The organism is Nocardia colli, from assembly GCF_008704205.1.
Taxonomy (GTDB): domain Bacteria; phylum Actinomycetota; class Actinomycetes; order Mycobacteriales; family Mycobacteriaceae; genus Nocardia; species Nocardia colli.
Map to the genome: position 1 here is coordinate 103,302 of NZ_VXLC01000006.1, position 25,230 is coordinate 128,531.

Genomic DNA, 25,230 nt, shown 5'->3' on the forward strand with positions numbered 1-25,230 from the left:
TAGGACTGGCTTTCCCAGGAAGAAGCTTCCCTTACCCATCTCCTTGCGCCGTTCCAGACTGGGTTTCATCAACAAAGACGCACCAACGACAAAGGAGCTGGACATGTCCGGAGCCCTCACCCTCGATACCTACCGGCTGCTCGGCCGCTCGGGTCTTCGGGTGTCTCCGCTGTCTCTCGGCACGATGACCTTCGGCGCCGACTGGGGTTGGGGTGCCGATAAAGACGAGGCGCGCAAGATCTTCGACACCTACCTCGATCGCGGTGGAAACTTCATCGACACCGCGAGCCAGTACACCAACGGCACCTCCGAGCAACTGCTCGGCGAATTCACTGCGGACAATCGCGAAAGTCTGGTGCTGGCAACGAAATACACGATGCTGCGGCGCCCCGGCGACCCCAATTCCGGTGGCAACAACCGCAAAAGCATGTTCGCCTCGGTCGAGGCGAGCCTGCGCAAGCTCAACACCGACTACATCGATCTGCTCTACCTGCACGCCTGGGATTTCATGACCCCCGTCGACGAAATCCTGCGCGGCATGGACGATCTCGTGCGTTCCGGCAAGGTGCTCTACGTCGGCATCTCCGATGCGCCGGCCTGGCAGGTCTCGCGCATGCAGACCATCGCCGACCTGCGCGGCTGGTCGCCGCTGATCGCCCTGCAGATCGAATACAGCCTGGCCGAGCGGACCGTCGAACGTGACCTCATTCCGATGGCCCGCGAGCTCGGCCTCGGCGTGATCCCATGGTCGCCGCTGGCCGGCGGCGTGCTCACCGGCAAGTACACCCGCGCCGATCTGGTCCACGAGGCCGTGGGTTCGCCCGAGGGCACCCGCAAAGATGTAGTCGCCGCCCAGGGTTCGCTCACCGAGCGCGCGCTGGACATCGCCGACGTGGTCAAGGAGGTCGCCGGCGAGCTCGGCAAGACGCCCGCGCAGGTCGCGCTCGCCTGGACGCTGCGCAATCCCGGGGTCACCTCGCCCATCATCGGCGCCCGCACCACAGCCCAGTTGGAGGACAACCTCGGTGCCCTCGACATCGAATTCGATGCCGCACAACTGAATCGGCTGGAGCAGACCAGTGCGATCGAACTCGGTTTCCCGCACGACATGCTGGCCCGGCCGATGACTCGCAATGTCATCTCCGGTGATCTGAAGGTCGTCGGGCGCTCCTGAGTGACGTGGTCGACGCGGCGGCGCGAGTGATGCTCGCGCCGCCGCGGCGTGCTGTGCGGTGAATTTCGGCGGCGCGCATCGTCAGTATCGGTGACGACATCGAACCGGAGGACACAGTGGACCGAGATCAGATCCTGAGCTGGGTGCGGGCGGAACGGCTCAGCCTCGCCGACTTCTTCGCCGAGCTGGACGAGGACGAGTGGGGCGTGCGATCGCTGTGTCCCGACTGGACCGTGCACGAGGTGCTCGCGCATGTCACGTTGTCCAGCACGGACACCCTGTGGGGAACGTTCGTCGGGATCGTCCGGGCGCGGGGTGATTGGAACCGGATGAACACTGTGCAGGCCCGTGACCACGCCGCTCGGTTCACCTCTCGGGAGCTGATCGAGCAGTTGCGGGAATCGGCGGGGTCGGCTCGTCGTTCGCCGGGCGCGAGTCCGCTGGATCCGTTGGTGGACATGCTGATTCACGGACAGGATGTCGCGCGGCCGCTCGGCCGGGTGCGTGCGGTTCCTGCCGAGCAAGGGTGCGCGGCGCTCGACCATGTGCTGCGCAGTCCGTTCTACGGTGCGCGCAAACGGTTGCGCGGGATTCGGCTGACTGCCTCGGATACGGAGTGGACCGGCGGCAATGGACCCACGGAGGTCAGCGGGCCACTGAGTGACCTACTGCTCGTCGCGACCGGACGTACCGCCGGCCTCGCCGCACTGACCGGACCGGGAGTGGAGCGACTCACGACCACACTGTGAGGTGCGCTGCCGACGAAAATGGCTCGACACCCGCGCTAGCGTTTTCGCTATGGATCTTGTGGCACAGGCCTACAGCAGCCCGGATGCGCAGAAGCTGATCGCCGAGCTGCAGCAGGAGTACGTGGTCCGCTACGGCGGCCCCGACGCCACCCCCACCGATCCCGCCGAATTCGAACCGCCGCTCGGCGCCTTCCTCGTCGGCTACCTCGACGGAACCCCCGTCGCCTGCGCCGGCTGGCGCTCCCACAACAGCGACGAACCCGGATTCCGCGACGGCGACGCCGAACTCAAACGCATGTACGTCTCCGCAGAAGTCCGTGGCCGCGGCCTCGCCCGGCAACTACTGGCCGCCATCGAACACAACGCCGCCACCGCCGGCCGCCGCCGAATAGTCCTGGAAACCGCCGACAAACAGCCAGAGGCCCTCAACCTCTACACCTCCGCCGGCTACCAACCGATCCCCGGCTTCGGCATCTACCTCGGCGAACCCGAAAGCCACTACTTCGCCCGGGAACTGCCGTAGGGCGTCGCGACCTGGTCGCATAGTGCCGGGCCGCGCTTCGAGCGGGCCGCGGGGCGAATCCAGTAACGTCGCGAATGGAAGCCGAAAACGCTGAGCTTGCGGCAGAGTTGAAGGCGGAGTTCGACGATAGTCACGGCGAGCAGGGAGGCGGTGTCGCGATGATGCCCGATTCGGAGTTGGATCCGGCTGCGGTCGAGGTCGGTAGTTTCTTCCCGCAGTCGCCAGAGGCTGTGTGGCGGGCGCTGACGGACCCGGATCTGCTCGAGCGATGGTTGTTGCGGCCGACCGGGTTCGTTGCCTCAGTCGGAACTCACTTCGTCTTCACGGTGCCGCCACAGCTGCCGTCCGCAGCCAGACGGCGCGCTACGCCGCTCGGAGAGATCGCATGCGAAGTCCTGACGGCTCGGCCAGGTGAGCAGTTGACCTACACCTCGGTCGACCTGCGTGCCGACCGACCTGCCCGATGGGTTGTCGATTGGTCGATCCGGCCGGATGGCCGTGGCACGCGACTTTTGGTGACCCAAACCGGCTTCGATATCAGCGACCGTCGACAGAAGATGGCCCGCAATGCCTTGGAGCGGGGTTGGAAGACCGGCTTGTCGCGACTGCGTGAGGTGCTTGACCACATCGAAACGTGATGTTCAGCTATCGCCACCAAAGATCCTTGCAGTCAACAGCTTTCGCTCAATCAGCGGTCTTCGTGCACCTCCGCGAGTTGGATGCGATCAGTTGACGCAAGGGATGGTGTCGCCGGTGATGGTGGCGTCCACGGGTTTTCCGACATCCGGTGTCGGCGTTGCGGATCCGGTGATCGGGTCGGCGGGCGACAGGGTTCGGGGGCGGGGCGGGTTGTACAGCGCGACAGCGGGATCCGGGTCGCCGAAGGCGGCGCGGACCTCGCGGCGGATGGCCGCCGGGTCGATGATGTTGACGTCCTGGCCGTTGATGTTGTCGTAGCGGAGCACCGGAAGCGTGCGGAATTCGACGGCCGGGCTTTCGGACGAGCCGAGGGTGCGCAGGAAGTCGGTGATGTTCCAGCCGTCCGACAGCACGATATTGCGGTGCGCGACGTCCATCAGCGCGGACAGCTTGCTGACGTCGGTGAACGTGCCCGCCTTGCGCAGATCCAGCGCCACCGAGGTGAGGAAGGCCTGCTGACGGCGGGTTCGGTCGAGGTCGCCGTTCTCCAAACCGTGGCGCTGCCGGACGAACGCCAGCGACTGAGCGGGATCGAGCCGCTGCCTGCCCGCCGGGAAATCGGCGCCGGAGTAGTAGCTGTCGTTCACCGGTTTGTTGAGGCAGACCTCGACGCCGCCGAGCGCCTTGGCCAGGTCGTAGAAACCGGCCAGGGTGACCTCGCCGAATCGATCGATCGGTACGCCGGTCAGATCACGCACTGCCTGCACGATCGACGCCCGCCCGGCCTCGCGCCCCGCGCGCTCCAGCGCCTTGCTATCGGTCGTACCTTGGTTGATCAGCTGATCCTGAACCGCTGCCTTCTTCAGGCCGTACGCTTCCTTGATCTTCACATCGGTGTAGCCGGGAATGCCGGACACCTTGACGTAGTCGTCGCGCGGAATCGATACCGCGACAATCTTTTTCATATCCGCCGGGATGTGCACCAGGATCAGCGTGTTGGCGTTGTACCCGCCCTCTTCGCCGTCCCCCGCATGCAACTGATCGAGAATCTCCTTCGGCAGGTCATTCCCGTCCTGATCCTTCCGGGTATCCAACCCGATCAGCAGAATATTCACATCACCAGCCAACGACCGCGGTGCATCCACACCCAACGCCGCCGACCTGGTGAACCCCTTGTCGAACCGCCCCTCGGTCGCCCACCCGACCGCAGTCCCCGCCAACACCGCCACCGACACCCCACCGGCAACGACCTTCAGCACCGTTCGCCCCACCCGCCGCTCCGGCCGCCGATGCACACCACCGCTCCGCCGCCGACCGCGCCAAGCACGGACCCGCCGGGAATCCTCGACCGGAAAGTCCGGCGCAGTCAGCTCGTCCATAATCAAATCCAGTTTGACACGGTTTGATTAGCCATCAATTAGCCGAATTCGTCACAAACGCACTGGCCGAGCCTTCGCGGCCAAACATCAACCCCTCGGTCCGCCATTCCGAACGCCCATCGAGACCGGACAAACCTCGCCCTACGTCGCGATCTACCTCAGCACTCGACCCAACATCGAAATCGTCTTTGCCAGCAGGTTTCCTCGATCATCAGCCATTGAGTTTTCCCTCACATGTGTCCCACCACACATCCGAAGGCCCCTACTGGCCGCCTAAGACAAATCAATGAGCCATACCTAGAAACCGATCTCACCCGAGCGAGCAGAACAACAGAGCGAACAGCGAGCAACCGCCCTAACGGTCACCAGATCAAGGACAAGCCACACTCAACGGGACAGGACAGCGGGCTATTCGCACAATGCCACCACCAGGTCCCGTTGAGCATTGTTGTCGCCAATCGAACACACCACCCGCTGACGCCAGCCAATTCCACTGCGAAACAGCAACTTTCGACTACAGCTGCTGCACCGCCCCTGAATGATCGTCCGCATGGACAGCTGACTCGTCGGCCTGTGCGAATCCGTCTCATTGAAAGCGGCGGATCGACTTGTAAGCCACAAGCCCGATCCTCCTCTCTCGGAAAGGGTTCGGTTCCTGCGCATTCCTGCTCGCGCTGTGCCAAGAGCCCGGCCAGGACGAGTACCGACCGTCAGTTCCGGCTCACATCGCACCACAAGTGTTCGTCCGAAGCTGTTGCGGGGGCGAGGCGGCATTGCTGACCAATCGGCGCGGGCTTCAGGTCCAGGCCAGCAGGTCGCCGGTGCGCGCGTCCACGTTCGCGCGGGCCAACGTTCTCCAAGCGGTGCGGATGACTCCTGGGTGTGGACTTCGGCGCGTGGCTGGCTCGAGGCGCTCCCCGGCGCGACCGCGGCTGTCGGCGCATGGCTGATGCTGGCGAGCCGTAATCACCTGGTCGGTGGCTGGCTGGCCGCGGCGGCCGGCCTGTGGTTCATCATCGGGCCGTTCCTCGCGGACGCGCTGAGCATCGGCTCGCACGGCGATCCGGTCGCGACTTCCGACCTGAAACGCGCTGTCCTGCAATTGACCTTCTTCTACGGCCGCGGCGTTCCTAGCCGGGGAAGATGTTGTCGGCGTGGACAGTTCCGCTAGGCCAGTCGGACTTGTCGGCCTCTGAATGCCGTCGCGTCCCAAGCGGCTGGTCAACTCGTAGGCGACGGTCCGACGGATGCCGGGCGGCCGTCAGCCTGCGGAGTGTAGGTCCAGGATCTGGGTGAGAGCGTGCTCGAGGGCGTAGTTTGCGTCGGCGGCACCGCCTTTGACGTCGGCGTTGAGGGTCGCGACGACTTGGAGGGCAGAGCCGATCGTGGTGGGGGTCCAGCTGCGGGCCTGGGCTTGGGCCTTTTTGACCTTCCAGGGCGGCATGCCGAGTTGTTGGGCGAGCTTGAACGGATCGCCACGGCCTGCGGAACCGACGCGGGCGATGGTGTGCACGGAGTCGGCGAGGGCGTCGGCGAGCAGCACGTGCGGGACGCCGCGATCGTTCGCCCAGCGCAGGGCTTCCATCGCGCCCGGGCGGTCGCCGGCGACGGCGAGCTCGGCCACGTCGAAACCGGTGACCTCGGCTTTGCCCGAGTAGTAGCGGTGGACGGCGGCGACGTCGATCTTGCCGCCGGTGTCGGAGGCCAGCTGCGAGCAGGCCGCGGCCAGCTCGCGCAGGTCGGACCCGACGGACTCCAGCATCGCCTGCACGACGTCGCCCGCGACGCGCACTCCGGCGTTGCGGAACTCGCCGCGCACGAATTCCACTCGCTCGGCCGACTTGGTGATCTTGGCGCAGTCGTGCACCACCGCACCGGCCTTCTGCAACGCAGGCACCAGCGCCTTGGCCCGCCCGCCGCCCGAGTGCAGCACCACAAGCACCACGCCCTCAGGCGGATCTACCGCCGCAGCGGTGATCACCGCGACCGCGTCCTTACCCGCCTCGGCCGCCGACTCCAGGATGATCACCCGGTCCTCGGCGAACAGCGACGGACTCAGCAGCTCCGCCAGTTCCGCGGTACTCGCATCGCCTGCCCGCATACGATCGATCGGCACCGCGTCGGCATCCGGCGCGAGCGCCCGCACCTGCGCGGTGACCTCGCCCACCGCACGCTCGACCAGCAGTTCCTCGTCCCCCAGCACCAAGTGCAGCGCGGGCCGCTCGCTCATGACGCCACCTCGCCGACGCTCGCCTCCGCCATCGGCGAAGGCACGCCGTGTCGTTGGTCCACTCGCTGACGCTCGCTGAGCTCGGTCACGGCAGCGATCCTACGGTCCCCCACCGACAGACCCGCACCGCAGGTTCCGCGTGTTCACCGAGCACCCCGCAGCACCCGGCAACCCGCGTCGACGACACGCCAGGTCAGCTCCTGATCGAGTCGGTCGACGCGCTCTCCCACATGCGTTCGCGGCAGCCACAGCGTATGCCCTCATCTCGAGGTCACCACGCGTAGCGATTGCCCATCTCCCAGGACGAGCACGTCGCCGCGCTGGTCGGTGCGGGCCACAGTCGTGCCGAGAGCGGATAGCTCGGTGAGAATCGCGGCATTCGGGTGACCGAAGGTGTTGTCGGCGCCGACACTGATCACGGTCAGTCGTGGGTGTACGGCGGCGAGGAATTCGTTTGTGGTGGTTCGGGATCCGTGGTGTGGGAGCTTCAGGACGTCTGCGTGTAGTGGGACGCCGGTCTCGAGCAATGTGCGTTGCGCGGGAGACTCGATGTCTCCGGTCAGGAGGATCCGTCCGGCGGATGTGGTCGCCGCGAGGACGATCGAACGATCGTTGGCCTCATCGGCCTCGGCACCAGGAGTGGGCCGCAACCCACCCAATTCTGGCGCGAGCACCTCCAATTCGACTGTGCCGAAGCGGAATACCTGCCCGGCCGATAGTTCCAACAGCGGGATATCAGCTTCCTGCGTAACCTCCACGACCCGCGCCAGTCCTTCAACTCGCGCACCACGCCGGACATTCGCACCATGCGAATCGCTCGATGAAGGTCGATCGGGTAGCCCCGCGCATTGCTCGCCGCTCGGCCGGCATGAATCGCCGACCGGCCGACATTGCCCGGCCATATCCTCAACCGCTGAATCTGATCGGCTACTCGCTGTGCCACTCTGATGCTGCGACGAATCACCTTGCACCTGCGGCAAACTCGCTCCGTGCACCAGTCCGCAGCCACCGTTTGATCCGGTTTCGAGCTCACGACCTCCGGCCGATTCCGAAACTGATTGCGTAGCCACACCTTGGGCGACCGAAGTACTACCCACGCGCGGCGCCAACCCCTCCAGTTCATGCAGTCCGACTGCTACCGCAGCCACCGCCCGACCGTCCAACGCACCGCTGATGCCACCGATGTGATCGGCATGCGGATGCGTCAATACCAGTAGGGCAATACGAGTTACGTGCAAGCGGTCCAAGCAATTCCGCATCGGTCGCGCTTCCGGCCCGACATCGATCACGACCGCAGTACCCGCCCCGACCGACAAGGCAAGGCCGTCACCTTGTCCCACGTCGCAGGCTGCCAGCACCCACCCCTCAGGTGGCCAGCCGGGATGCCAGATCCGCACCGGGATCACCACCGCCGCCACACCGAATGCCACAGTCAGAACCACTCTGCGTACTACAGCGAAGCGCAACGCGAGAATGCCCACAGCGACAACTACGCAAGCGATCAGCCCGCCGAGCAGTCCGCCAGGTACCTCGACCGACGAACCCGGCACATCTGCCACGTGCTCGGCGACGAACAGCAACCACCACATCGGCGGTGCCGCGCAACGCACTACAAGCACAGCCAGCGGCAGCCAGACGCAGGACAGCACCGCGCCGATAGCACCGATCACCGTTATCGGCGCAATAACCGGCTCCACCAGTACATTCGCGACAATCGCGACCAGACTGACCTTTCCATCCAAGGCAACCATGAGCGGCGTGGTGACAACGAAGGCACCTGCCGCCACCGCAAAGATCTCGGCGGGTACCCGCCGCCAACCCCGCGCCCGCAACCAGTCCGCCCAACTCGGTGCCAGCAGGATCAATCCGGCGGTCGCGCACACCGACAAGGCAAAGCCGGCAGAAACCGCGAGTGCCGGCCACACAGCGAGCAAGCCGATGATCGCCGCGCACAGTGCGGGTAGCGCCTGCTTCCGACGCCCAGTCACCAAGGCCAGCAATGTGATCGCGCCCATCGCCCCGGCTCGCAACACACTCGGATCAGGCCGTGCGATGATCACGAACATCACCAGCGCCGCCCCGGCGACCAACGCCCCGGCCCGCGGACCGAGGGTCAGTACCCGTACCGCCAAGAGCACCGCCGACAACAGAATGGTGAAGTTTGCGCCGCTGACCACGCAAAGATGTTCCAGGCCAGCGATTTCGAACTCTTCACGAAGTTCATCGGGCAACGCAGATGTATCTCCGTCGACCAACGCGGGCAACAACCCGGCCGGTTCGGGAGGCAACGCGCGGGATGCCGCAGTCGCGAAATCCGTTCGCACGGAACGAGCTACCCGCTGCCACCAAGGCAACTCGCCAACGGTTTGCGGCGATCCCTGCGCCAGCAACATCGCCACGGTCAAATCCCGACGCGCCGGTAAATCCACCCGCGCCTGGAACTCGACCGCCTGCCCCGGCACCAGCTCAGCCCACGCATCACCGGACGCCAGAATCACCACCGCCCCACCGGCCCGCACCGTCGTCTCCCCGAACCGGTACCCGGCCAAACTGCCCCGCACCACCCACCGGCTACCCCCGAAAGACTTGCCGCGCAACGCCTTCGGATCACCACCAGGCGTAACCACCACCCGCACCGACAACCCCGCCGCAGTCCGCAATGGATGCGTAGCCACCCGATGCTCCCGCCACGCCGCAGCCACCGCAAACCCCGCCGCCATCAGCACCGAAGCCAGCGCCACCACCGCGACAACCCGCCGCCGCTCGCCCCGATGCGCCATCCCCCACAACAACAAGACCCACAACCCGATCGCCACCACAACCAACGCCACCGCAAGCAACACCCCCGCCACCCACCCCGCCGTCACCGCGACAATCGTTGCTCCCCAACAACAAGCCGCCGCAGGCAACAACCGAGCATCAAGCACCTCCGGCTCTTCATCAACTCCGGGATCTCCCTCCCCGCCCCGCCTCGACTCCCGTCGCCATCCCGCTGATCTCTGCCCCGCAGCACCTGCGACGCCGCCATCATCCCAACCAGCACCGCGTCGACTCGTGCTCATACCTTCACCAGTTCGCGCAGACGGGCGAGGCGGGCAGGCCCGATGCCGTCTACTTGGCCGAGTTGGGTTACGTCGGTGAAGCGGACGTGAGTGGTACGCCAGGCGACGATCGCCTTGGCCATTACGGGGCCGATGCCGGGGAGTGCTTCCAGCTCGGATTCGGATGCGGTGTTGAGGTCGACGCGGCCGGAAGGGGTTGCCGGGTGGGCGGATCCGGATGGCGAGGCGGAGGTGCGGCCGCCTGCGTTGATGGTCGTGCTGCCGAGTTTTGGCGGGCCTGGGTTCGGACCGGGTGGGCCGACGAGGACTTGGTCGCCATCGATCAGCCGCTGGGCCAGGTTGAGGCCGGCGAGGTCGGCACCGTCCTGCGCGCCGCCTGCCGCGGTCAGGGCATCGGCGACGCGTGATCCGGCAGGCAGGCGTACCAATCCCGTGCGGTGCACCAAACCTACGACGCTGACGACCAATTCAGCGCCGGCCGCCATATTCGGTTCGACTGGAACCGGTGCGGCCACAGGCGATGCGGCCGCGCTCGGTGGCTCCGCACCCGACATTCGCGCCACGACAGGAGCCGTGGTTGTACGCATGGCGGGCAGCGGCGGAACCGGACGGGCGACGGGCCGCTCATGAAATATGACGACGGCGGCAACCACCATCGCCACCACACCGATCGCCAGCAATGTGCACAGGCCCCGCCGTTCCGGATCGAGTCGAGTGCCCCGAAATCGCTCCGGCACAAGCCGATCCCACCATCCACGATCCGCGGCGGGTTCATCCAGCCATCCAGGCGAGCGCACCTGACCGAAATCGCGATCCTCGTCGTCGTCTTCAGGCTCAGCAGGCAGCTCTGCGAGATCCCACTTCCCCACGCGTGAAGAAGGACCGCTACCCGCACTGAGCTCCGTAAGGCCAAACCGCGACGCGCGCCGGGAAGACACCCTGCTTGCCGCTAAGCCCACCTCATTTGACCGCCGCTCCTCTGACGATTCGGCATCCTCCGATTCCATCCCCGCGGAAAACGCCAGACCTTCCGTGCTCGCTTCACCCCATTGCTGGTCCACATCGGGCACGCCGTCCACCAGCAACTCATCGCGTACCCGGACTGCCGAACTATCGGAGAACTCCGCACTGACATCCGGCTCATTCGAGCGCCGAGATGCGGCCGTCAAGGACCCACCCCGTACCTGAGACCCCGGCTTTCCGGACAGCATTGATTTCTCAGGCAACACCGCGGTCTTGCCGCCACCCAGTCCAACCGGCCGCCGGTCCGCACCCTGCACCAAGCCAACCGACGCCCCCGCGTGCGCCAACTGCTTCGACCGCGCACCGGTCTCTTTCCATTGGTCACGTGCCAATTCACCGAAGCCGCCCGCCGCAGGTGGCGCACTCAGATGTGCCCGGCGACCACCGAGGGCACGCGAGGCTTCGGCCGCACCCGCGATCCCCGTCCGGCTGGCACCGACACGGCTGGTCAGTGCGCCGAGCCGGCGCTGAATCCGCTCACGTTCGTCCTGTCGTGACATGAGGGCGACGCTAGCTCCGGACCGCGCCCAAAGATCTTGGGCGACCAGGCAATTCAGCCAGTTTGTGGACAACTTCGAGAGTGTGGACAACTCGCCGACGGCGCGCAGATCGATCGTCGGGCGTGGCGGACGGCGAAGTGCAAAACTTGCCCGGTGATCCGATTCCGCTTCGGCTTGTCGCCGCTGGACCGAGTCGGACCGTGGGGAGATCAGTACCGGACTCTGCACTGGTTCGCGCTCACCGAGGGTTGGTACTACATCGATCTCGGCGACCATGAGCTACTGCGCTTTTCCGAGCGCACAACCGACCTGCTCCGGACCCAAGCCGGCCAGCAGGAGATGTCGTACGACTGCTACGTCGAGTATTACGTTGCCCGCCTGTGGGAGGACGTGCTCACGCTGCTACCCGGCGCACTGGAGCCGGTGCCCAGCGACCTGATCGACTTCGTCGGCTCCGAACCCACGGACTGGTCATGGGCGGACACACCCGAGGTCGACGCCGCGTCGACCTGGTACGGCGACCGCACCCTCGACACCGGATACCTGTGGTTCGGCCCGCACATACGCTGGTGGCGAACCGTCGACGGTGACTCCGATTCCGTCACTGTCGCTTGGCGTTACCCGACAGATCCGGAAAGCGAAATCGAGTTCACCGGTCCCCCGACCGGCCGGGTCAGCGTGCCGACCGACGAATTCCGCACGGCCGTAGTTGAATTCGACCATTATCTGATGTCCTCGATGAAAGAGCGCGTTCGCGAGTTCGAATCATCCGGTCCCCCAGCGGGTATCGAGATCGATCTCGACCTGTTGCAGCATGAGCAACAGGATCGAGCGCGCTGGCTGACGCAAGCGCAGGCGCGTCGACCCGACACCGACTGGGATGCCGTCCGCCTCGGCGCCCGAATTCTGCGTCAATCCGACTCCGCGACTTGCTGACCGACCAGTTCCTTGGCGAAACAGTTCGAAAGCGGCAGAACCTCATACGGCGGGAAGATCGGTATCCGGTGATACCCACTGCGTTCGTAGAACCGCACAGCCTCCGGTTGCAGATGACCGGTCTGCAAGATCAATCGCGGTAAACCTTGTTCGCGCGCAGCATCTTCCGCCGCAGCAAGCAACAGCGGCGCAACACCCGACCCTCGATAACCCGGCCGAACAAACATCCGCTTGAGCTCTAGCTCACCCGCATTCCACCGCACCGCCGCATGCCCCACCGGCTCCCCCGAATACACAACAAACGTCCGATGCACCGTATCCGGATCGACCGCATTCGGATTCACCCGCAACGTCTCCGCCAAATACGCATACCGCGGCCCAACCTCCGCCGCCATCTCCCCCCGCAAAACCTCCGCATCCGAATGCCCCCACTCAACCACCGCCACCCGCAACACCGACCGAACCGACTGCCCCGCAGAACCCGTCACCCCGCCACGCTAACCGCAACCCCCGCCCCACACTCCCCTTCCACTCACCCAGATTATTGACCGGCTCCCATGATTAGCCCACCCCTTCAACGCCCTTCTCCCACGACGTCACAGCCCATATCCCCGAGCAGATATCCACCGAACGGAACACCCCCAGCCACCACCTGCCAACCCCTCCACCAAGTCCCGCTCGCCGTCGGGACAACCGCCGAGCGGGACATGAGCGAGCCACCACTCGACCTTCGGCTCAACCAAGTCCCACTCGCCCTAACGATGGGCATCGAACGGGGCGTCACTCGGCAATCAGCTCAGCCAAGTCCCACTCGCCCTAACGATGGGCATCGAACGGGGCGTCACTCGGCAATCAGCTCAGCAAAGTCCCACTCGCCGTACGGATGAGTGCCGATAGGGACATGAAAGTGGCGCCGCGTGCGTCTCGTCTCCACATTGTCCCGACTGACTCAACCAGGCACCGCTGGCCACCGCCGCCGATAGATACCTCATGAATGACACCCGACACTCAGCGACAGCTAGATGTCGTCCCCTCCGCACGGCCCACTACCGCCGAGCGGGACACGAGTGCGCCACCACTCGACCTTCGGCTCAGCCAAGTCCCACTCGCCCTAACGATGGGCACCGAGCGGGACGCCACTCGACAATCAGGTCCGCCAAGTCCCGGTCGTGGTAGGAAGCGCAGAGCAAGACCTGGCCGCGGTGCCACTCGCCTCGCGTTCGCCATGTCCCGATCAACGCAGCCGGTACGATCGAGAACCCTTCCTGCCCTTCGCTAACTCGCCGAATGGTCCCATCGAGCTGACATCACCGGGCAATCACTGACACTCGACTCAACCAGGTCCCCTTGGCGGTAACGATGGGCATCGAACGGGACATGACGGTGCCAGCACTCGATATTCGGCTCAGCCGTGTCCCGGTCGCCGGGGGATGTGCACCAGACGGGACATGGGTGCGGTGCTACTGGTGTTTGGGCGCGGTCGAGTCCCGTTCAGCGACCAGGGCTAGTCGCAGCCGCCGGGGAGGACCAGGACGCCTACAGCTCCTAGGCCGAGGTGGACGCCTAGGGCGGGGCCGAATTCGGCGATGATCAGTTCGCGGATGCCGGGGATGAGGTCGCGGAGTTGGGTGGCTACGGTTTGGGCGGCTTCTTCGGCGCCGAGGTGTTGGACGGCTACGGCGGCGCCGTCTTCGCCGGCTGCGTCTACTGCTGCGGCGACGAGTTTGGCGAAGGCTTTGGAGCGGGTGCGGACTTTTTCGCGGAGTTCGAGGCGGCCCTCGACGATTTGCAGGAGGGGTTTGGTGACGAGGTCGCTGCCGAAAAAGGCTGCGGCGGAGCTTAATCGGCCGCCGCGGCGTAGTTGTTCGGTACGGTTCACCAGGATGAAGGTGCGGGCTCGGCTGGATGCGGCGACTGCGGTGTCGTAGACGACGTCCACTGATGCGCCGGAAGCCGCCCGGCGCGCGGCGGCCAAGACCGGGAAACCGGTGGCGAGGCCGGCGCCGAGTGAATCGACGAGGCGCACTCGGTCGGCGGCGTCCATGTCGCGGACGGCCTGCCTGCCCGCTTCCCAAGTACCGGAGAGCTGGCGCGAAATATGCACCGCGACAACACCATCACCGCCGCTGCGCTCCCACGCCGCTTCGTAGACGGCGCGCAGTTCGCCGGGTGACGACGCCGAGGTGGTCACGGTGTCGGAGGAGTAGTCGATGTCGACCGGATCGACGCCTTCGCGGATCGCACGGTCACCGATCAGGACATGCAGGGGTACGACGGCGATATCGAGCTCGGTGGCGAGTTCGGCAGGGAGGCTGGCGGACGAATCTGTCACGACCACGACGGCCACGGACTACCGAACCTCCTGCAGGGTCTTCACCATCGCATTGGCCACGGCCGTATGCCCGGCCCAGCCCCAGTGGATGCCGTCGGGGTTCGCGTCGCCGGAGAAGATGTTGTCGCGCACGGCTTCACCGAGGTCGACCAGCGGCACCGAGGTGCGCGCGGACCACGCACGCAGCGCCTTTACCGCACGCTCACGTCCGGAATGCACGCGCCCGTAGGCGTCACAGTTGTGCACGGACGGCAGCACCGCGACGAACGGCAGGTCAGGTCGCAAGTGCGCCAACGCTTCCCGCGACTGCTCCAGATAGTCCACGCTGACCTTCGGCGGAAGTGCCACGGGCCGACCGAGTTTCGACAGCTTGGGCTGCAACCAGGTGTAGGTGGCGCGGACCCCACGACGCACGACAGGCGGACGGATGTAGCGGATCAGCTCGCGCAGCGCGGTCGGCAGCGGCGAGGGCAGCGAATCCATACCGCCCACAGCGAATACAACAGCACCGGCACGCGGCACCGCCGCCCACACCCGCGGATCACCGATCAACGCCCAGTAGGCATCCCGGCAGGTCCAGCCGATCCGCCCGACCACCTCGACATCCCAATCCAGCTCGGCCCCAACAAGGTTCGGCCAAATCTGCGGATGATCCGCAGGCAACCCACCTTTGGGCCCGAAGTAGGACAGCGAATCCGCGATCACCAGCAGTACGGGGCGGACAGTCGACACATCAGCCGCAGCACCGGAATCGGCGGCAGTTTCACCCGCAAACACCTCGACGACCGCGGCAGATTCTTCCGAATCGGCCGTAGCCGACACAAACGCAGCCTCCCCTTCGGACCGCGCGGCGCCTCCGTCGGCAGCGGTCTCAGCGGCGCCGGAACCAGCCGCCGCAGTGGCGGATTCGCCCACAGCAGACGGAGAGCCAACGCCGACAGCGGATTCGACGGTTTCGGCCGACCCGGCAACCGGATCAGCCGAAACGATCACATCCGCAGCTCTGCGACCGACAACACCGTCGACGGAACCACCTGCGACACCACCTGATTCATCAGGAGGTGGGTCGACCGAGCTGGCGGGCGCGGAACCCTCGGGTTCGGCCGGCGCCTCTTCCTCCGTCGAACCCGACTCAGCAGCTTCAGGCTCCACCGCCGGGGGGACCGGGGGCGGGCCGAACAGCGCGTCCGGGACGGAACGTTCCGGTTTGGCCGAGGCCTTCCGGAACAGCTCGTCCGGCACCTGCCGAATCGGATCTTCAGAGGACATCCGGGGCCACCTTCGCCGATGCGTTCCACACGTCAAGGCGCCAGCCGGGCTGGTCGATGCTCGGACCGTGACTGCTGAGCTGCACCCAGCTGGTGTTGGCCAGTCCGCCGAGGACGGGCCAGTTCGCTGGAGGCAGGTCGAGCAGCGCGGCCGTGAGACCGGCGATCAGCCCGCCGTGCGCCACCAGGATGATAGTCCGGCCGGGCCAGTCCTGCCGCTCGACGAGCAGTTCCCGCACCACGGGCAGCGATCGCGCGCCGACCTCGAGTTTGCTCTCCCCGTTCGGCGGCCGGTAGGTGGCGTCGAGCCGCCAGGCCTGACGCGCGCCGGGGTAGTCGGCGTCGACCTCGAGATGGGTCAACCCCTCCCAGTCGCCGAGGTCGGTTTCGCGCAGGCGCGGATCGGGCACCACGTCGAGGGACGTGTGATCGGCCAGGGCGGAAGCGGTTTCGAAGGCGCGGCGCAGATCCGAGGAGATGATGGCGATCGCGTTACGCGAAACCAGTTCGCGCGCAGCCTCTTTCGCCTGACGGCGGCCGAGCTCGGTGAGATCGGTGTCGATCTGACCCTGCATCCGGTCGGCGGCATTCCATTCGGTCTGCCCGTGGCGCAACAGGATCAGGTTGCGCACGTGGGCGTACTTGCTCACGGTCGCGCCTTTCCGAGGACCGGCTCACCGATGAATCGCTCGTTCACTCGGTGTCGCTCTCCGCGTCGCCGTTCACCGCCGCGACCCGCGCGTCCGGCCCGCCGATGCCGTCGACCGGCACGACCGGGCAGTCCTTCCAGAGCCGCTCCAGCGCATAGAAGTTGCGCTCGTCGTTGTGCTGGACGTGCACCACGACGTCGACGTAGTCGAGCAGCGCCCAGCGCCCCTCCCGGGTGCCTTCGCGCCGGACCGGCTTGTGCCCGGCGTCGCGCAGCTTGTCCTCGATGTTGTCGACGATGGCGTTGACCTGGCGCTCGTTCGGCGCCGAGGCGATCACGAAGCAGTCGGTGATCACCAACTGCTCGGACACGTCGAGCACCACCACATCGAGCGCCAACTTCTCGTCGGCCGCCCGGGCCGCCACCTGAGCCATCTCGACTGCCTCTACAGAAGCACTCATGCCTGCACCTCGCTGACGCTCGGCTCCGGCATGACTGCTTGGGCAGCTCTATTTTCGGTTCCCTCGCTACGCTCGGTCACTGCCTGCCCCCCGCTACGCTCGCTCACTCAGCTACCTTCCGCTCCTGCGGGCACATAGAGGTGCCGCTTGGATATGTACTGCACCACGCCATCGGGGACGAGGTACCACACCGGCCGGTTCTCGGCGGCGCGGCGCCGGCATTCGCTCGACGAGATCGCCAGCGCCGGGATTTCGACCATGGTCACCGCATCGGCCGGAAGATCGCGCAGATGTTCCTCGAGATGATCGGTATTCAGCTCGTACCCCGGACGGCTCACCCCGACAAACCTCGCCAGTTCGAACAGTTCGGCCCAATCCTGCCATGTCAGGATGTTGGCCAGCGCATCCGCTCCGGTGATGAAGTACAGCTCGGCGTCCGGATGCCGGTCACGCATCTCCCGCAGCGTGTCGACGGTGTAGGTGACCTTTTCCCGGTCGATGTCCGCGCGACTGACCGAGAAGCTGGGGTTGGAGGCGGTCGCGATCACGGTCATGAGGTAGCGATCCTCCGCCGGACTGACCTGTTTATCGGCCTTCTGCCAGGGCTGACCGGTGGGGACGAAGATCACTTCATCGAGCGCGAACCGATTCGCGACCTCGCTGGCGGCGACCAGGTGACCGTGGTGGATGGGGTCGAAGGTGCCGCCCATCACGCCCAGTTTGCGGCCGCGCCGACCTGTCTCTTGCATGAGTGCTGAGCTTAATCGGTCGGCTTCACGCGGCCAGGAGCGGCAAGCCGGGATGCGGTCGGCGGGTTCGGGCCGCGGCCACGGGCGTGATCGACTGCGCGCACGCCCGTGGCCCGGCTACTCCCCCGCCAGCCCGTAACCGTCCTCCGCGTCCAGCATCTCGCCCAGTTCGCGGCGGGTCTGGGCGAGTTCCTCGGATACCTCGGCGGTCGGCGAGCCGCTCTCGATCAACTCGGTGATCAACGACTGCATCGCGCTGAGCCACGGGCGGCCGGGCGCGACGTCCGGGACCCACAGTTGGAGCCAGGCGGCCGACCGTACGCAGCGAGCACGAGACACCACGTTCCCGAGCGCGCCGAATAGTTCGGCGGCCCGCTGATACGCGGCCACCGCTGCCGCATCCTGATCGCAGTACTCGAGCGCGATCGCCGCCGACAAGGCGAGTTCGGCGTGCAGCCCACGGCGGTCGGGATCGTGCTCGATCAACTGCGCGGCCTGGGCGAACTGACGTGCGGCATCGTGGTATCGGTGCAGCGCGTTCAGCGAATCGCCGAATTGCGCACGGACCGTAGCCAATTCAGTGGGCGGATAGGGAATTCCATCCGCCGCCAACGCTTCTTCGAAGAGTGCGGCCGCCTCACCGTGCCGCCGACCGCGATGAAATGCGCGGGCGGCAATCACTGTGTGGTGCAACAGATCCGGCTCGGACACCCCCTCCCACCTGGCCGCGGCCCGCACCGCTGCGTCAGCCAGGTCGAGCTCGCGATCCGGTTGCCCGGAAATCGCGATGACCAGCTGCGAACTGAGCCGCGCCAGATGCTCCGCAGGCAAGATGCCCGCCCCGACCGTCAACGCTTCCCGCAACCGAGCCTCCGCCTGCTCCGGAGCATCCGCGAGCCGAGCAGCCCCCACCTCCGCCAGCCGCTGCACCTCCGCCAACCGTTCATCGTCGGAAACGACACCGTCGGGCCACTCCTCGGGGAACGAGGCCGCCGGTCGGGCAACACCGGTGGTGAGCACCGCACCGCCCGATGAACCGACACCTGTATGAGAAGCAAAACCGGTCACCGCAACTCCCCCACCTGTTTGAACACCACTGCCCAGCCGACCTGTGCTGCTAAAGGTTGCCGCACCACTCGGCGCCGTAGCACCACCCGAAGCGCTCCCACCAACAGAACCCGAACCACCCAGAACAGAACCGCCCGCAGCACCGCCGCCTGCTGGTGCAGCACCGCCCGTCGAGCGCGCAATACCCACAGGATCGGCATCGCCTGTCGTGCCAGGCGCATCCGCAGGAGCTACACCCCCGGCAAACCTTGTTCCGCCAGTCAGCGCGTCACCGCCTCCAGAGGGAGCATCAGTGGAAGCCGCACGCCTAGGAGACACCGAACCACTGGCAGACACCGCGCCCCCGAATTCAGCACCGCTCTCAGAGTTAGCGCCACTGGTTGGACCCGCGCCCGGAGAGATAGGTGCACTCACAGCATCGGCGCTGTCTTCCGAACCAGCACCACCGGTCGAGAACCCGTCGCCGATAAGCGCATCGGTATCGACTGAGACGCCACCCGCGAGAGCCACACCGCTCGCAGCGGAGGGTTCCCGGCCCGGCGAGATCGGACCGTCGGCAGATGCCGTGCCACCGGGTGTAGCGCTGCTTTCAGCATCAGCACCGCCAGTTGGAGACGCACCCGCCGCGTTGGCGCTGCCTTCGGAACCAGCTCCACTGGTCGAGAACCCGTTGCCGGCGAACGCGGCAGCATCGGTTGATACTCCACCCGCTGTGGCTGCATCAATGGCGGTCGATTCGTCACCACACGTGCTCGCGCCCCCTTTCGCCTCCGGCAGCCGACTGCGCAGACCGAGTGGAAGGCGTTCCAGCAGTGGTTGTCTCGCGAGGCGGGTGGCGACGAGGGTGCTTACTGCGGAGTTTCCGTTGCGGAGGTCGTATCGCGCGCACAGTCCGGCGATTTCCGTATCGAGTTCTGCCAGTAGGGAATCGACGGTTCCGCCTGTGACCTGCACGTAGCCGAGGCCGAGGGTCACGAGTCGGCGCAGCAGTACGCAAACACCGGTGAGGAACGCCAGGCGGGCGCCGGCGTCGGCACCTGGGTCGGTGAGCCAGCGCGCGTGTTCGGACAGGATCTCCAGTCCGCGGCCTTCGTTGCCGGTCAGGGCGCAGAACTCGATGTGCAACGCGACCGATGGGCGCAGGCTGTCGTTGTGCCGGACCAGCGGGTATCCGGTCAGATGCGCGCCGCGGGCGTCGGCGATGCGACCGGTGCGCATCAACGGGAGCAGCGCTTGGCCGAGCACGCGGTGCGGCTCTTCCGCGCAGGTGCGATCACCATCGATGACCGCCTGCCAATGCGCGAGCGCACCGACGTCGTCCCCCAAAGCCGCTCTGCCGGTCCCCCATTCGTTGCGTTCACACGCGTCGCAGTCCGACATCCCGTCACGCGGCGCTGCCTGCGCCGCTTCGTGCAGCCGCGCCCCCTCCTCGGCATCCCCCAGCTTCCGCGCCAACTCCCCACGCAGCGCGAGCACCGGCCGCAGGCTGTAACCCCGCTGCCGATAACGGTTTTCGAGCTCGTCGAACCAGCGGTAGACGGTCGGCACCGGTATCGCGGGATTGTCGATCAACCCCCAGGTCATCCACTTCAGGTACCAGTGCACCGAATGCGTCAGCGACCCGAGTTCGGCCGGGTGTTCGTCGTAGATCCGCAGCAGCCGGCCGTAGGCGACCGGTGCCAGGTCGCGTTCGCTCGCATAGGTGTACGACTCGGCGAGCTCCAGCAGCACCCGGCCTTCCAGATGCCGGTCGGACTCCGACTTCGCCGCGGCGGCAAGCATTTCCAGCCGCTCGACGCGTAGTCGGCCGTGCGGCAACGAATAGACCTGCGCCAGCGCCTCATTGATCTCGGCGGTGTCCACGTTCACTCCGTCTCTTCGCCGGTGCCCGCGGCACGCTGCGTTGCCCAGCTGAGGAATTCGCCGAAGGCGCGGTTGAGCAGCGCGGTGTCGGCGGCACGCAGCGGGCGGTGGGTCATCAGAAGGGCCTGCCCGTACAGCGATTCGACGGCCGTCTTGAGGAAGGCCGGGTCGCCGATGCGAGCGAGCCTGCGCACGACCGGGCTGTGGTAGTTCAGCACGAGCTGAGCGCGCGGGGCAGCGGCGTCCAGCGCGCCGAGGATCTCGCTCCACAGCTCGTTGGCCCCGAGTGCGGTTTCCGCCCTGGTGCGTTCGTTGCGCGCGCCGCGGCCGTCCAGATACAGCGCAGGCACCGACACCGGGTGGAACGCACGCACGATCACATCGCAGGACAACGGATCCAGCACCGCACGAGCAATAGACAGCACCGGCGTCAACGCCAGTTCCTCGGCCGGGTCGACCGGATCCAGTGCGGCCGTGATGGTGTCGGTATCGAGGTCGATCACCTCGACCCCGGGCATCAGCCGCGGCAGCGACGCGACCAGCTCCCGGTCGTAGGCGTACCCACCGTTGACGATCCCGATCCCCTGCGCCGCCGCGGTCGACGCCACCTGACGGAACTCCTCGACCGACGAGGTCACTCGAATGACCGGATGCTTACGCGCGAACTCGGTCAGCGACACCCGTCCATCGGTGGTCTCGAAACTCAAGTGCGGCAGCATGATCCGGAACAGCTCCGGCGAATGCGTGGACATCGCCTTGACCCCGAGGGAGTGCACGGCGAGGAACGCGGCCAGTCGCTGCGGCTGTTCGGCCGCGATCTCGGTGAGCCAGTCGCGGATTCGGTCGCCGAGCACCTCGCGGATGATGGCGAGCCGCTCGTCCTCGTAGAGCCCCTCGCGCGAGGCGGTCGGCCGCAACGAGTCCGTGTCGATCACGCAGCGCACGAAGAACGCCCAGTCCGGCAGCAGCCCGCGCACGGCGTCGCCGAGCAGCATGCCTTTCAGGTACACCCGGTGCGCGCTGCTCTCGGCCGGATTACCGGGCTGCGCAAGCACATACGCGACGCCGCTCACCCCGGCCAGTTCCGCGTCCAGATCGATGACGTCGAGCGGATCGAATCCCAGTGTGCGCTCGCCGAATTCGAGCAGCGCCTCGCGACGTTCCATGGCGGAGGGATAGTCGCGATGCCACACCGGCGGCCCGTCGGTGACCGGCACGATGAGACCGTCGGATTCGACCGTCACCGCGTACGGCAGCAATGACCCGTATTCACGGGCGAGTTCGATCACCCGGCGCGCCCCGAACCACGATTCCGCGCCGACCCGGGGCGTCAGCTGCACCGTGGTGCCGGGCTCGGGAAACTCCTCCGGCTCCAGCAGGCGCACCGAGTAGGTGCCGTCCGCGGCGGCCAGCCATTCGACCGGCGCGGCGGCCGGATCGTCGGCGGATCGGGTGACCACCCGGATCTGCTCGGCCACGGTGAAGCAGGCCAGCAGCCCGATACCGAACTGCCCGAGGAACTCTCGCCGCGCTCCCTCGATGTCGTCGCGCTTGGACGAGCGGCCGATGGTCGCCAGGAACCGGTGCACATCCGCCTCGGTCAGCCCCACCCCCGGGTCGCTGATCCGCAGACCGGTCTCATCGATGACGATCCGAATCGCCGTAGGCGCCAACCGGTCTCGCTGTGCCCGCGCGGTGACGGCGTCGACCGCGTTCTGCAACAACTCGCGCAGGTACACCCGAGGGCTGGAATACAGGTGGTGGGAGAGTAAGTCGACGATCCCCCGCAGATCCACCTGGAACGTATAGCTGTCCTCCACCGCCGCCACACCATTGGGCGTTCTCTCCACCATGGTGGGCAATCCTTGCGGCATCGCCCAATGGTTCGCTTAACGAACGCTGATGGTGCGGTTGTCAGGCGGTCGGCCGTTTCGATTTCGGCAGCTTGGCGACGATCGCGTCGTAGGACTGATCGACGAGTTCCCGCAGCTCATCGTCGGGAACCACACCACCGAGCTTGACCACGTTCCACCCGTATCGCCCGATATACGCCGAGGCCGACACGTCATCGGGGTATACCCGGGTCAGCTCGTCGGCCTCCTCCCGGGTGCGGCCGCACTTGAGTCCGACCGAGGTTTCGCCGAGAAACGCGAAGATCTTGTCGCCGACCTTCGCGACCACATCGCCTTCCCACGGCTCGTCCTCCCAGGCGCCGGGTTTCGCCAGGCAGTACTTCAGTAGTCGCGGGTAGTCCATGTCAGGTCCTCACACCGGCAGCAGCATCGAGACCACGGCCGTCAGCTGGCTGGCCGAACGGCATTCGTGCATCTCGATCACCTGCCGGTACTTGTCGGCGGCGGAATCGCCGGAACCCCAGTTGGTTTGCATCTCCGGATTGAGCCAGTGCGCGTGCTTGGCGGTGCGCACCAACCCGCGCAGCGTTTCCAGTTCGGGGTCACGGTAATTGGTGCGCGCGTCGCCGAGGATCAGCAGCGAGCTGCGCGCGGTGACGGCGTCGGGGAAGTCCCGGGCGAATCCGGCGAGCGCGTTGCCGTAGTCGGAGTGCCCGTCCATCCCGACGACCCTGGCCTCGGTGAAGATCCGGTTCATCGCCTTGTCCAGCTGCGTGCGGGGATCGAAGAACTGGGTCACCTCGTCGGTCTGGTCGACGAACGCGAAAATCCGTACCCGGGAGAACTGTTCGCGCAACGCGCTGACCAACAGCAGGGTGAAATTACTGAAACCGGCCACCGAGCCGGACACGTCGCACAGCAGCACCAGCTCCGGCCGGCCGGGCCGCGGCTTGCGGTTCACCAGATCGATCGGCACGCCACCGGTCGACATCGACTTGCGCAGCGTCTTGCGCAGATCGATCTCACCGCGGCGAGAATGCCTGCGCCGCACCGCAAGTCGCGAGGCCAGAATCCGCGCGAGTCGCTGGGTACTGCGGCGCATCTCGATCAGCTCGGATTCCGAGGCGCGCAGGAAGTCCACGTCCTCGGATTGGCGCGGCACACCGTAACTGGCGACCCGCTCGCGCCCGATCCGCTCGGCCACCCGCCGCCGTGTCTCCGCCTCCACGGAGGCCCGGAACGCGTCGATTCGCCCGCGCGCGGCCCGCCGGGCGATCTCGGTGTCGAACGCGCTGGCATCCGGACCGGCCGCCAGCCCGGCCAGGATCTTGGCCAGCAAGGTCTGCGGCTGAACATCTTTCAACGCTTGATAAGCCGAGAACGACGATCCACTCGCCGACTGATACTGCCCGAGCTGCTCGACCAACTGCGCGGCCAACGCATCCAGCCGCGCGTCGCCCGACTCCTGGGTCAACATCTCCGCCAGCATTTCCCGCAGCGCCGCGATGTCCACCTCACCCGTCGGCGTCCGCGGAATCTCGACCTCGTCGCGGGCGCCGCTGCGCTCCCCGATCGCGATCGGGAACCACAGGTCGAAGAGCCGGTCGAACGTCGCGCGATGGGTGGTCCGGCGCAGCAGCGAACAGGCCAGGCCCTCGCGCAACACGTCCCGATCGAGCAGATCGAGCACGGTCACCACCCGGCCCGCGTCCACGGTTTCCGAGGGCCCGACCGGAATTCCGCGCTCCCGCAGCGCTTCGACGAATCCGACGAGATGACCGGGCAGCCCGTGCGGCGCGGTCAGTTCCGCGTCCGGCGCGGGTTGCGATCGCGCGGCCATCGGTTCAGGCCAGCTTCAGCTCGGCCAGCGCACGCTGGTGATCGCTCTGATGCTTGAGCACCACGCCGAGCGTGGCCCGCACCGCCGAATCGTCCAGATCGTGCATGCCGAGCGCGAGCAGCGTGCGCCCCCAGTCGATCGATTCGGCCACCGACGGCAGCTTCTTCAGCTGCATGCCGCGCAACACGTGCACGATTCGCACCAGCTGGGCCGCGACCGCCGCGGACAGTTCCGGCACCCGGCTGGCCAGGATCCGCCGCTCCAGCTCCTCGTCCGGGAAGTCCAGGTGCAGGTAGAGGCAGCGGCGCTTCAGCGCCTCGGACAGCTCCCGGGTGGCGTTGGAGGTCAGCACCACGAAGGGCTTGCGGGTGGCGACGATGGTGCCGAGCTCGGGCACCGTCACCGCGAAATCGCTGAGCACCTCGAGCAGCAGGCCCTCGATCTCGACGTCGGCCTTGTCCGTCTCGTCGATCAGCAGCACCGTGGGATCGCTGCGCCGGATCGCGGTGAGCAGCGGGCGGGAGAGCAGGAATTCCTCGGTGAAGACGTCGGCTTTCGTTTCTTCCCAGTCACTCTTTGACGTGTCGCGGCCGCTGGATGCCTGGATGCGCAGGATCTGCTTGGCGTGGTTCCACTCGTAGAGCGCGCGGGCCTCGTCGACGCCCTCGTAGCACTGCAACCGGACCAGCTCGGCGCCGGAGGTCTGCGCGACCGCCCTGGCCAGCTCGGTCTTGCCGACACCGGCCGGACCCTCGATGAGCAGCGGCTTGCCGAGCCGGTCGGCCAGGAACACCGAGGTGGCGGTCGCCTTGTCGGCGAGATAGCCGGTGGTCGCCAGCTGATCGATCACATCGTCGACCGAGGTGAAGATCGGCTCCTGGGTCGTCTCGGAGGTGGGGGCCACGTGCAGTCCTTCCTTGGGAACGAGCGTC

The 25,230-nt window shown here is 66.5% G+C and carries 20 protein-coding genes and 1 pseudogene; 6 read left to right on the top strand and 15 right to left on the bottom strand.

From position 1 onward, the window contains the following. The first annotated feature begins 103 nt into the window (after positions 1 to 103). The 4 genes from F3087_RS17465 (at position 104) to F3087_RS17480 (ending at position 3,084) form a co-directional block, all read left to right on the top strand. The gene (locus tag F3087_RS17465; RefSeq protein WP_150403052.1) at positions 104 to 1,174 is read left to right on the top strand and encodes an aldo/keto reductase; all 1,071 of its coding nucleotides are present in this window, start codon (positions 104 to 106) and stop codon (positions 1,172 to 1,174) included. Positions 1,175 to 1,290: 116 nt separating this feature from the next. Beyond that, complete coding sequence (locus F3087_RS17470) at positions 1,291 to 1,923, top strand: maleylpyruvate isomerase family mycothiol-dependent enzyme (protein ID WP_150403053.1); 633 nt, start codon at positions 1,291 to 1,293, stop codon at positions 1,921 to 1,923. Between the two features lie 49 nt (positions 1,924 to 1,972). Continuing rightward, entirely contained in the window at positions 1,973 to 2,446 is a 474-nt protein-coding gene (locus tag F3087_RS17475) for a GNAT family N-acetyltransferase (protein WP_150403054.1), read from the top strand. Between the two features lie 74 nt (positions 2,447 to 2,520). Then, complete coding sequence (locus F3087_RS17480; RefSeq protein ID WP_223885146.1) at positions 2,521 to 3,084, top strand: SRPBCC family protein; 564 nt, start codon at positions 2,521 to 2,523, stop codon at positions 3,082 to 3,084. Positions 3,085 to 3,252: 168 nt separating this feature from the next. Here F3087_RS17480 and F3087_RS17485 read toward each other — a convergent pair. Beyond that, positions 3,253 to 4,464 (bottom strand): annotated as a pseudogene (locus F3087_RS17485) (LCP family protein); the annotation flags it as partial. 880 nt (positions 4,465 to 5,344) lie between these two features. Here F3087_RS17485 and F3087_RS17490 point away from each other — a divergent pair. Next, positions 5,345 to 5,635, top strand: coding sequence for a hypothetical protein (locus F3087_RS17490; protein ID WP_223885147.1), 291 nt, complete (start codon positions 5,345 to 5,347; stop codon positions 5,633 to 5,635). A 90-nt stretch (positions 5,636 to 5,725) separates the two neighbouring features. On the opposite strand, the gene holA is transcribed toward F3087_RS17490, so the two are convergent. From holA to F3087_RS46590, 3 genes are all read right to left on the bottom strand, one after another. After that, the gene (gene holA / locus F3087_RS17495) at positions 5,726 to 6,694 is read right to left on the bottom strand and encodes a DNA polymerase III subunit delta (protein WP_150403056.1); all 969 of its coding nucleotides are present in this window, start codon (positions 6,692 to 6,694) and stop codon (positions 5,726 to 5,728) included. Between the two features lie 260 nt (positions 6,695 to 6,954). After that, entirely contained in the window at positions 6,955 to 9,195 is a 2,241-nt protein-coding gene (locus F3087_RS17500; protein ID WP_191094014.1) for a ComEC/Rec2 family competence protein, read from the bottom strand. 557 nt (positions 9,196 to 9,752) lie between these two features. Continuing rightward, on the bottom strand, positions 9,753 to 11,279 hold the full coding sequence (locus tag F3087_RS46590) for a ComEA family DNA-binding protein (protein WP_223885148.1): 1,527 nt from the start codon (positions 11,277 to 11,279) through the stop codon (positions 9,753 to 9,755). A gap of 153 nt (positions 11,280 to 11,432) precedes the next feature. Here F3087_RS46590 and F3087_RS17510 point away from each other — a divergent pair, with 153 nt between their 5' ends. Further along, a complete protein-coding gene (locus F3087_RS17510; RefSeq protein ID WP_150403058.1) occupies positions 11,433 to 12,215 on the top strand; it encodes a DUF5984 family protein in 783 nt (260 codons plus the stop codon). Here F3087_RS17510 and F3087_RS17515 read toward each other — a convergent pair. From F3087_RS17515 to F3087_RS17565, 11 genes are all read right to left on the bottom strand, one after another. Continuing rightward, positions 12,191 to 12,661: a GNAT family N-acetyltransferase gene (locus F3087_RS17515; protein WP_317983927.1), complete on the bottom strand. Its 471-nt coding sequence runs from the start codon at positions 12,659 to 12,661 to the stop codon at positions 12,191 to 12,193. The two genes, F3087_RS17510 and F3087_RS17515, sit on opposite strands and share 25 nt — an antisense overlap. Before the next feature lie 1,058 nt (positions 12,662 to 13,719). Beyond that, complete coding sequence (locus F3087_RS17520) at positions 13,720 to 14,562, bottom strand: DegV family protein (protein ID WP_150403059.1); 843 nt, start codon at positions 14,560 to 14,562, stop codon at positions 13,720 to 13,722. A gap of 3 nt (positions 14,563 to 14,565) precedes the next feature. After that, complete coding sequence (gene octT, locus F3087_RS17525) at positions 14,566 to 15,279, bottom strand: diglucosylglycerate octanoyltransferase (RefSeq protein ID WP_150403060.1); 714 nt, start codon at positions 15,277 to 15,279, stop codon at positions 14,566 to 14,568. A gap of 526 nt (positions 15,280 to 15,805) precedes the next feature. Then, positions 15,806 to 16,465, bottom strand: a complete 660-nt coding sequence (locus F3087_RS17530) for a histidine phosphatase family protein (RefSeq protein WP_150403061.1) — start codon at positions 16,463 to 16,465, stop codon at positions 15,806 to 15,808. A 43-nt stretch (positions 16,466 to 16,508) separates the two neighbouring features. Further along, positions 16,509 to 16,925: a ribosome silencing factor gene (rsfS, locus tag F3087_RS17535; RefSeq protein WP_150403062.1), complete on the bottom strand. Its 417-nt coding sequence runs from the start codon at positions 16,923 to 16,925 to the stop codon at positions 16,509 to 16,511. Between the two features lie 107 nt (positions 16,926 to 17,032). Then, positions 17,033 to 17,674 carry a nicotinate-nucleotide adenylyltransferase gene (gene nadD, locus F3087_RS17540; protein WP_150403063.1) on the bottom strand — a complete coding sequence of 214 codons (642 nt, stop codon included), beginning with the start codon at positions 17,672 to 17,674 and terminating at the stop codon, positions 17,033 to 17,035. A gap of 117 nt (positions 17,675 to 17,791) precedes the next feature. Then, on the bottom strand, positions 17,792 to 20,611 hold the full coding sequence (locus tag F3087_RS45970) for a hypothetical protein (protein ID WP_191094015.1): 2,820 nt from the start codon (positions 20,609 to 20,611) through the stop codon (positions 17,792 to 17,794). After that, a complete protein-coding gene (locus tag F3087_RS17550; RefSeq protein ID WP_150403064.1) occupies positions 20,608 to 22,458 on the bottom strand; it encodes an HSP90 family protein in 1,851 nt (616 codons plus the stop codon). Before F3087_RS17550 ends, F3087_RS45970 begins: the two co-directional genes overlap by 4 nt. A gap of 61 nt (positions 22,459 to 22,519) precedes the next feature. Then, the gene (locus F3087_RS17555; RefSeq protein ID WP_150403065.1) at positions 22,520 to 22,861 is read right to left on the bottom strand and encodes an MmcQ/YjbR family DNA-binding protein; all 342 of its coding nucleotides are present in this window, start codon (positions 22,859 to 22,861) and stop codon (positions 22,520 to 22,522) included. A gap of 9 nt (positions 22,862 to 22,870) precedes the next feature. Next, entirely contained in the window at positions 22,871 to 24,298 is a 1,428-nt protein-coding gene (locus F3087_RS17560; protein ID WP_150403066.1) for a vWA domain-containing protein, read from the bottom strand. Between the two features lie 4 nt (positions 24,299 to 24,302). After that, positions 24,303 to 25,202 (bottom strand): AAA family ATPase, encoded by a 900-nt coding sequence (locus tag F3087_RS17565; protein ID WP_150403067.1) that lies wholly within the window; start codon positions 25,200 to 25,202, stop codon positions 24,303 to 24,305. Positions 25,203 to 25,230 lie beyond the last annotated feature (28 nt).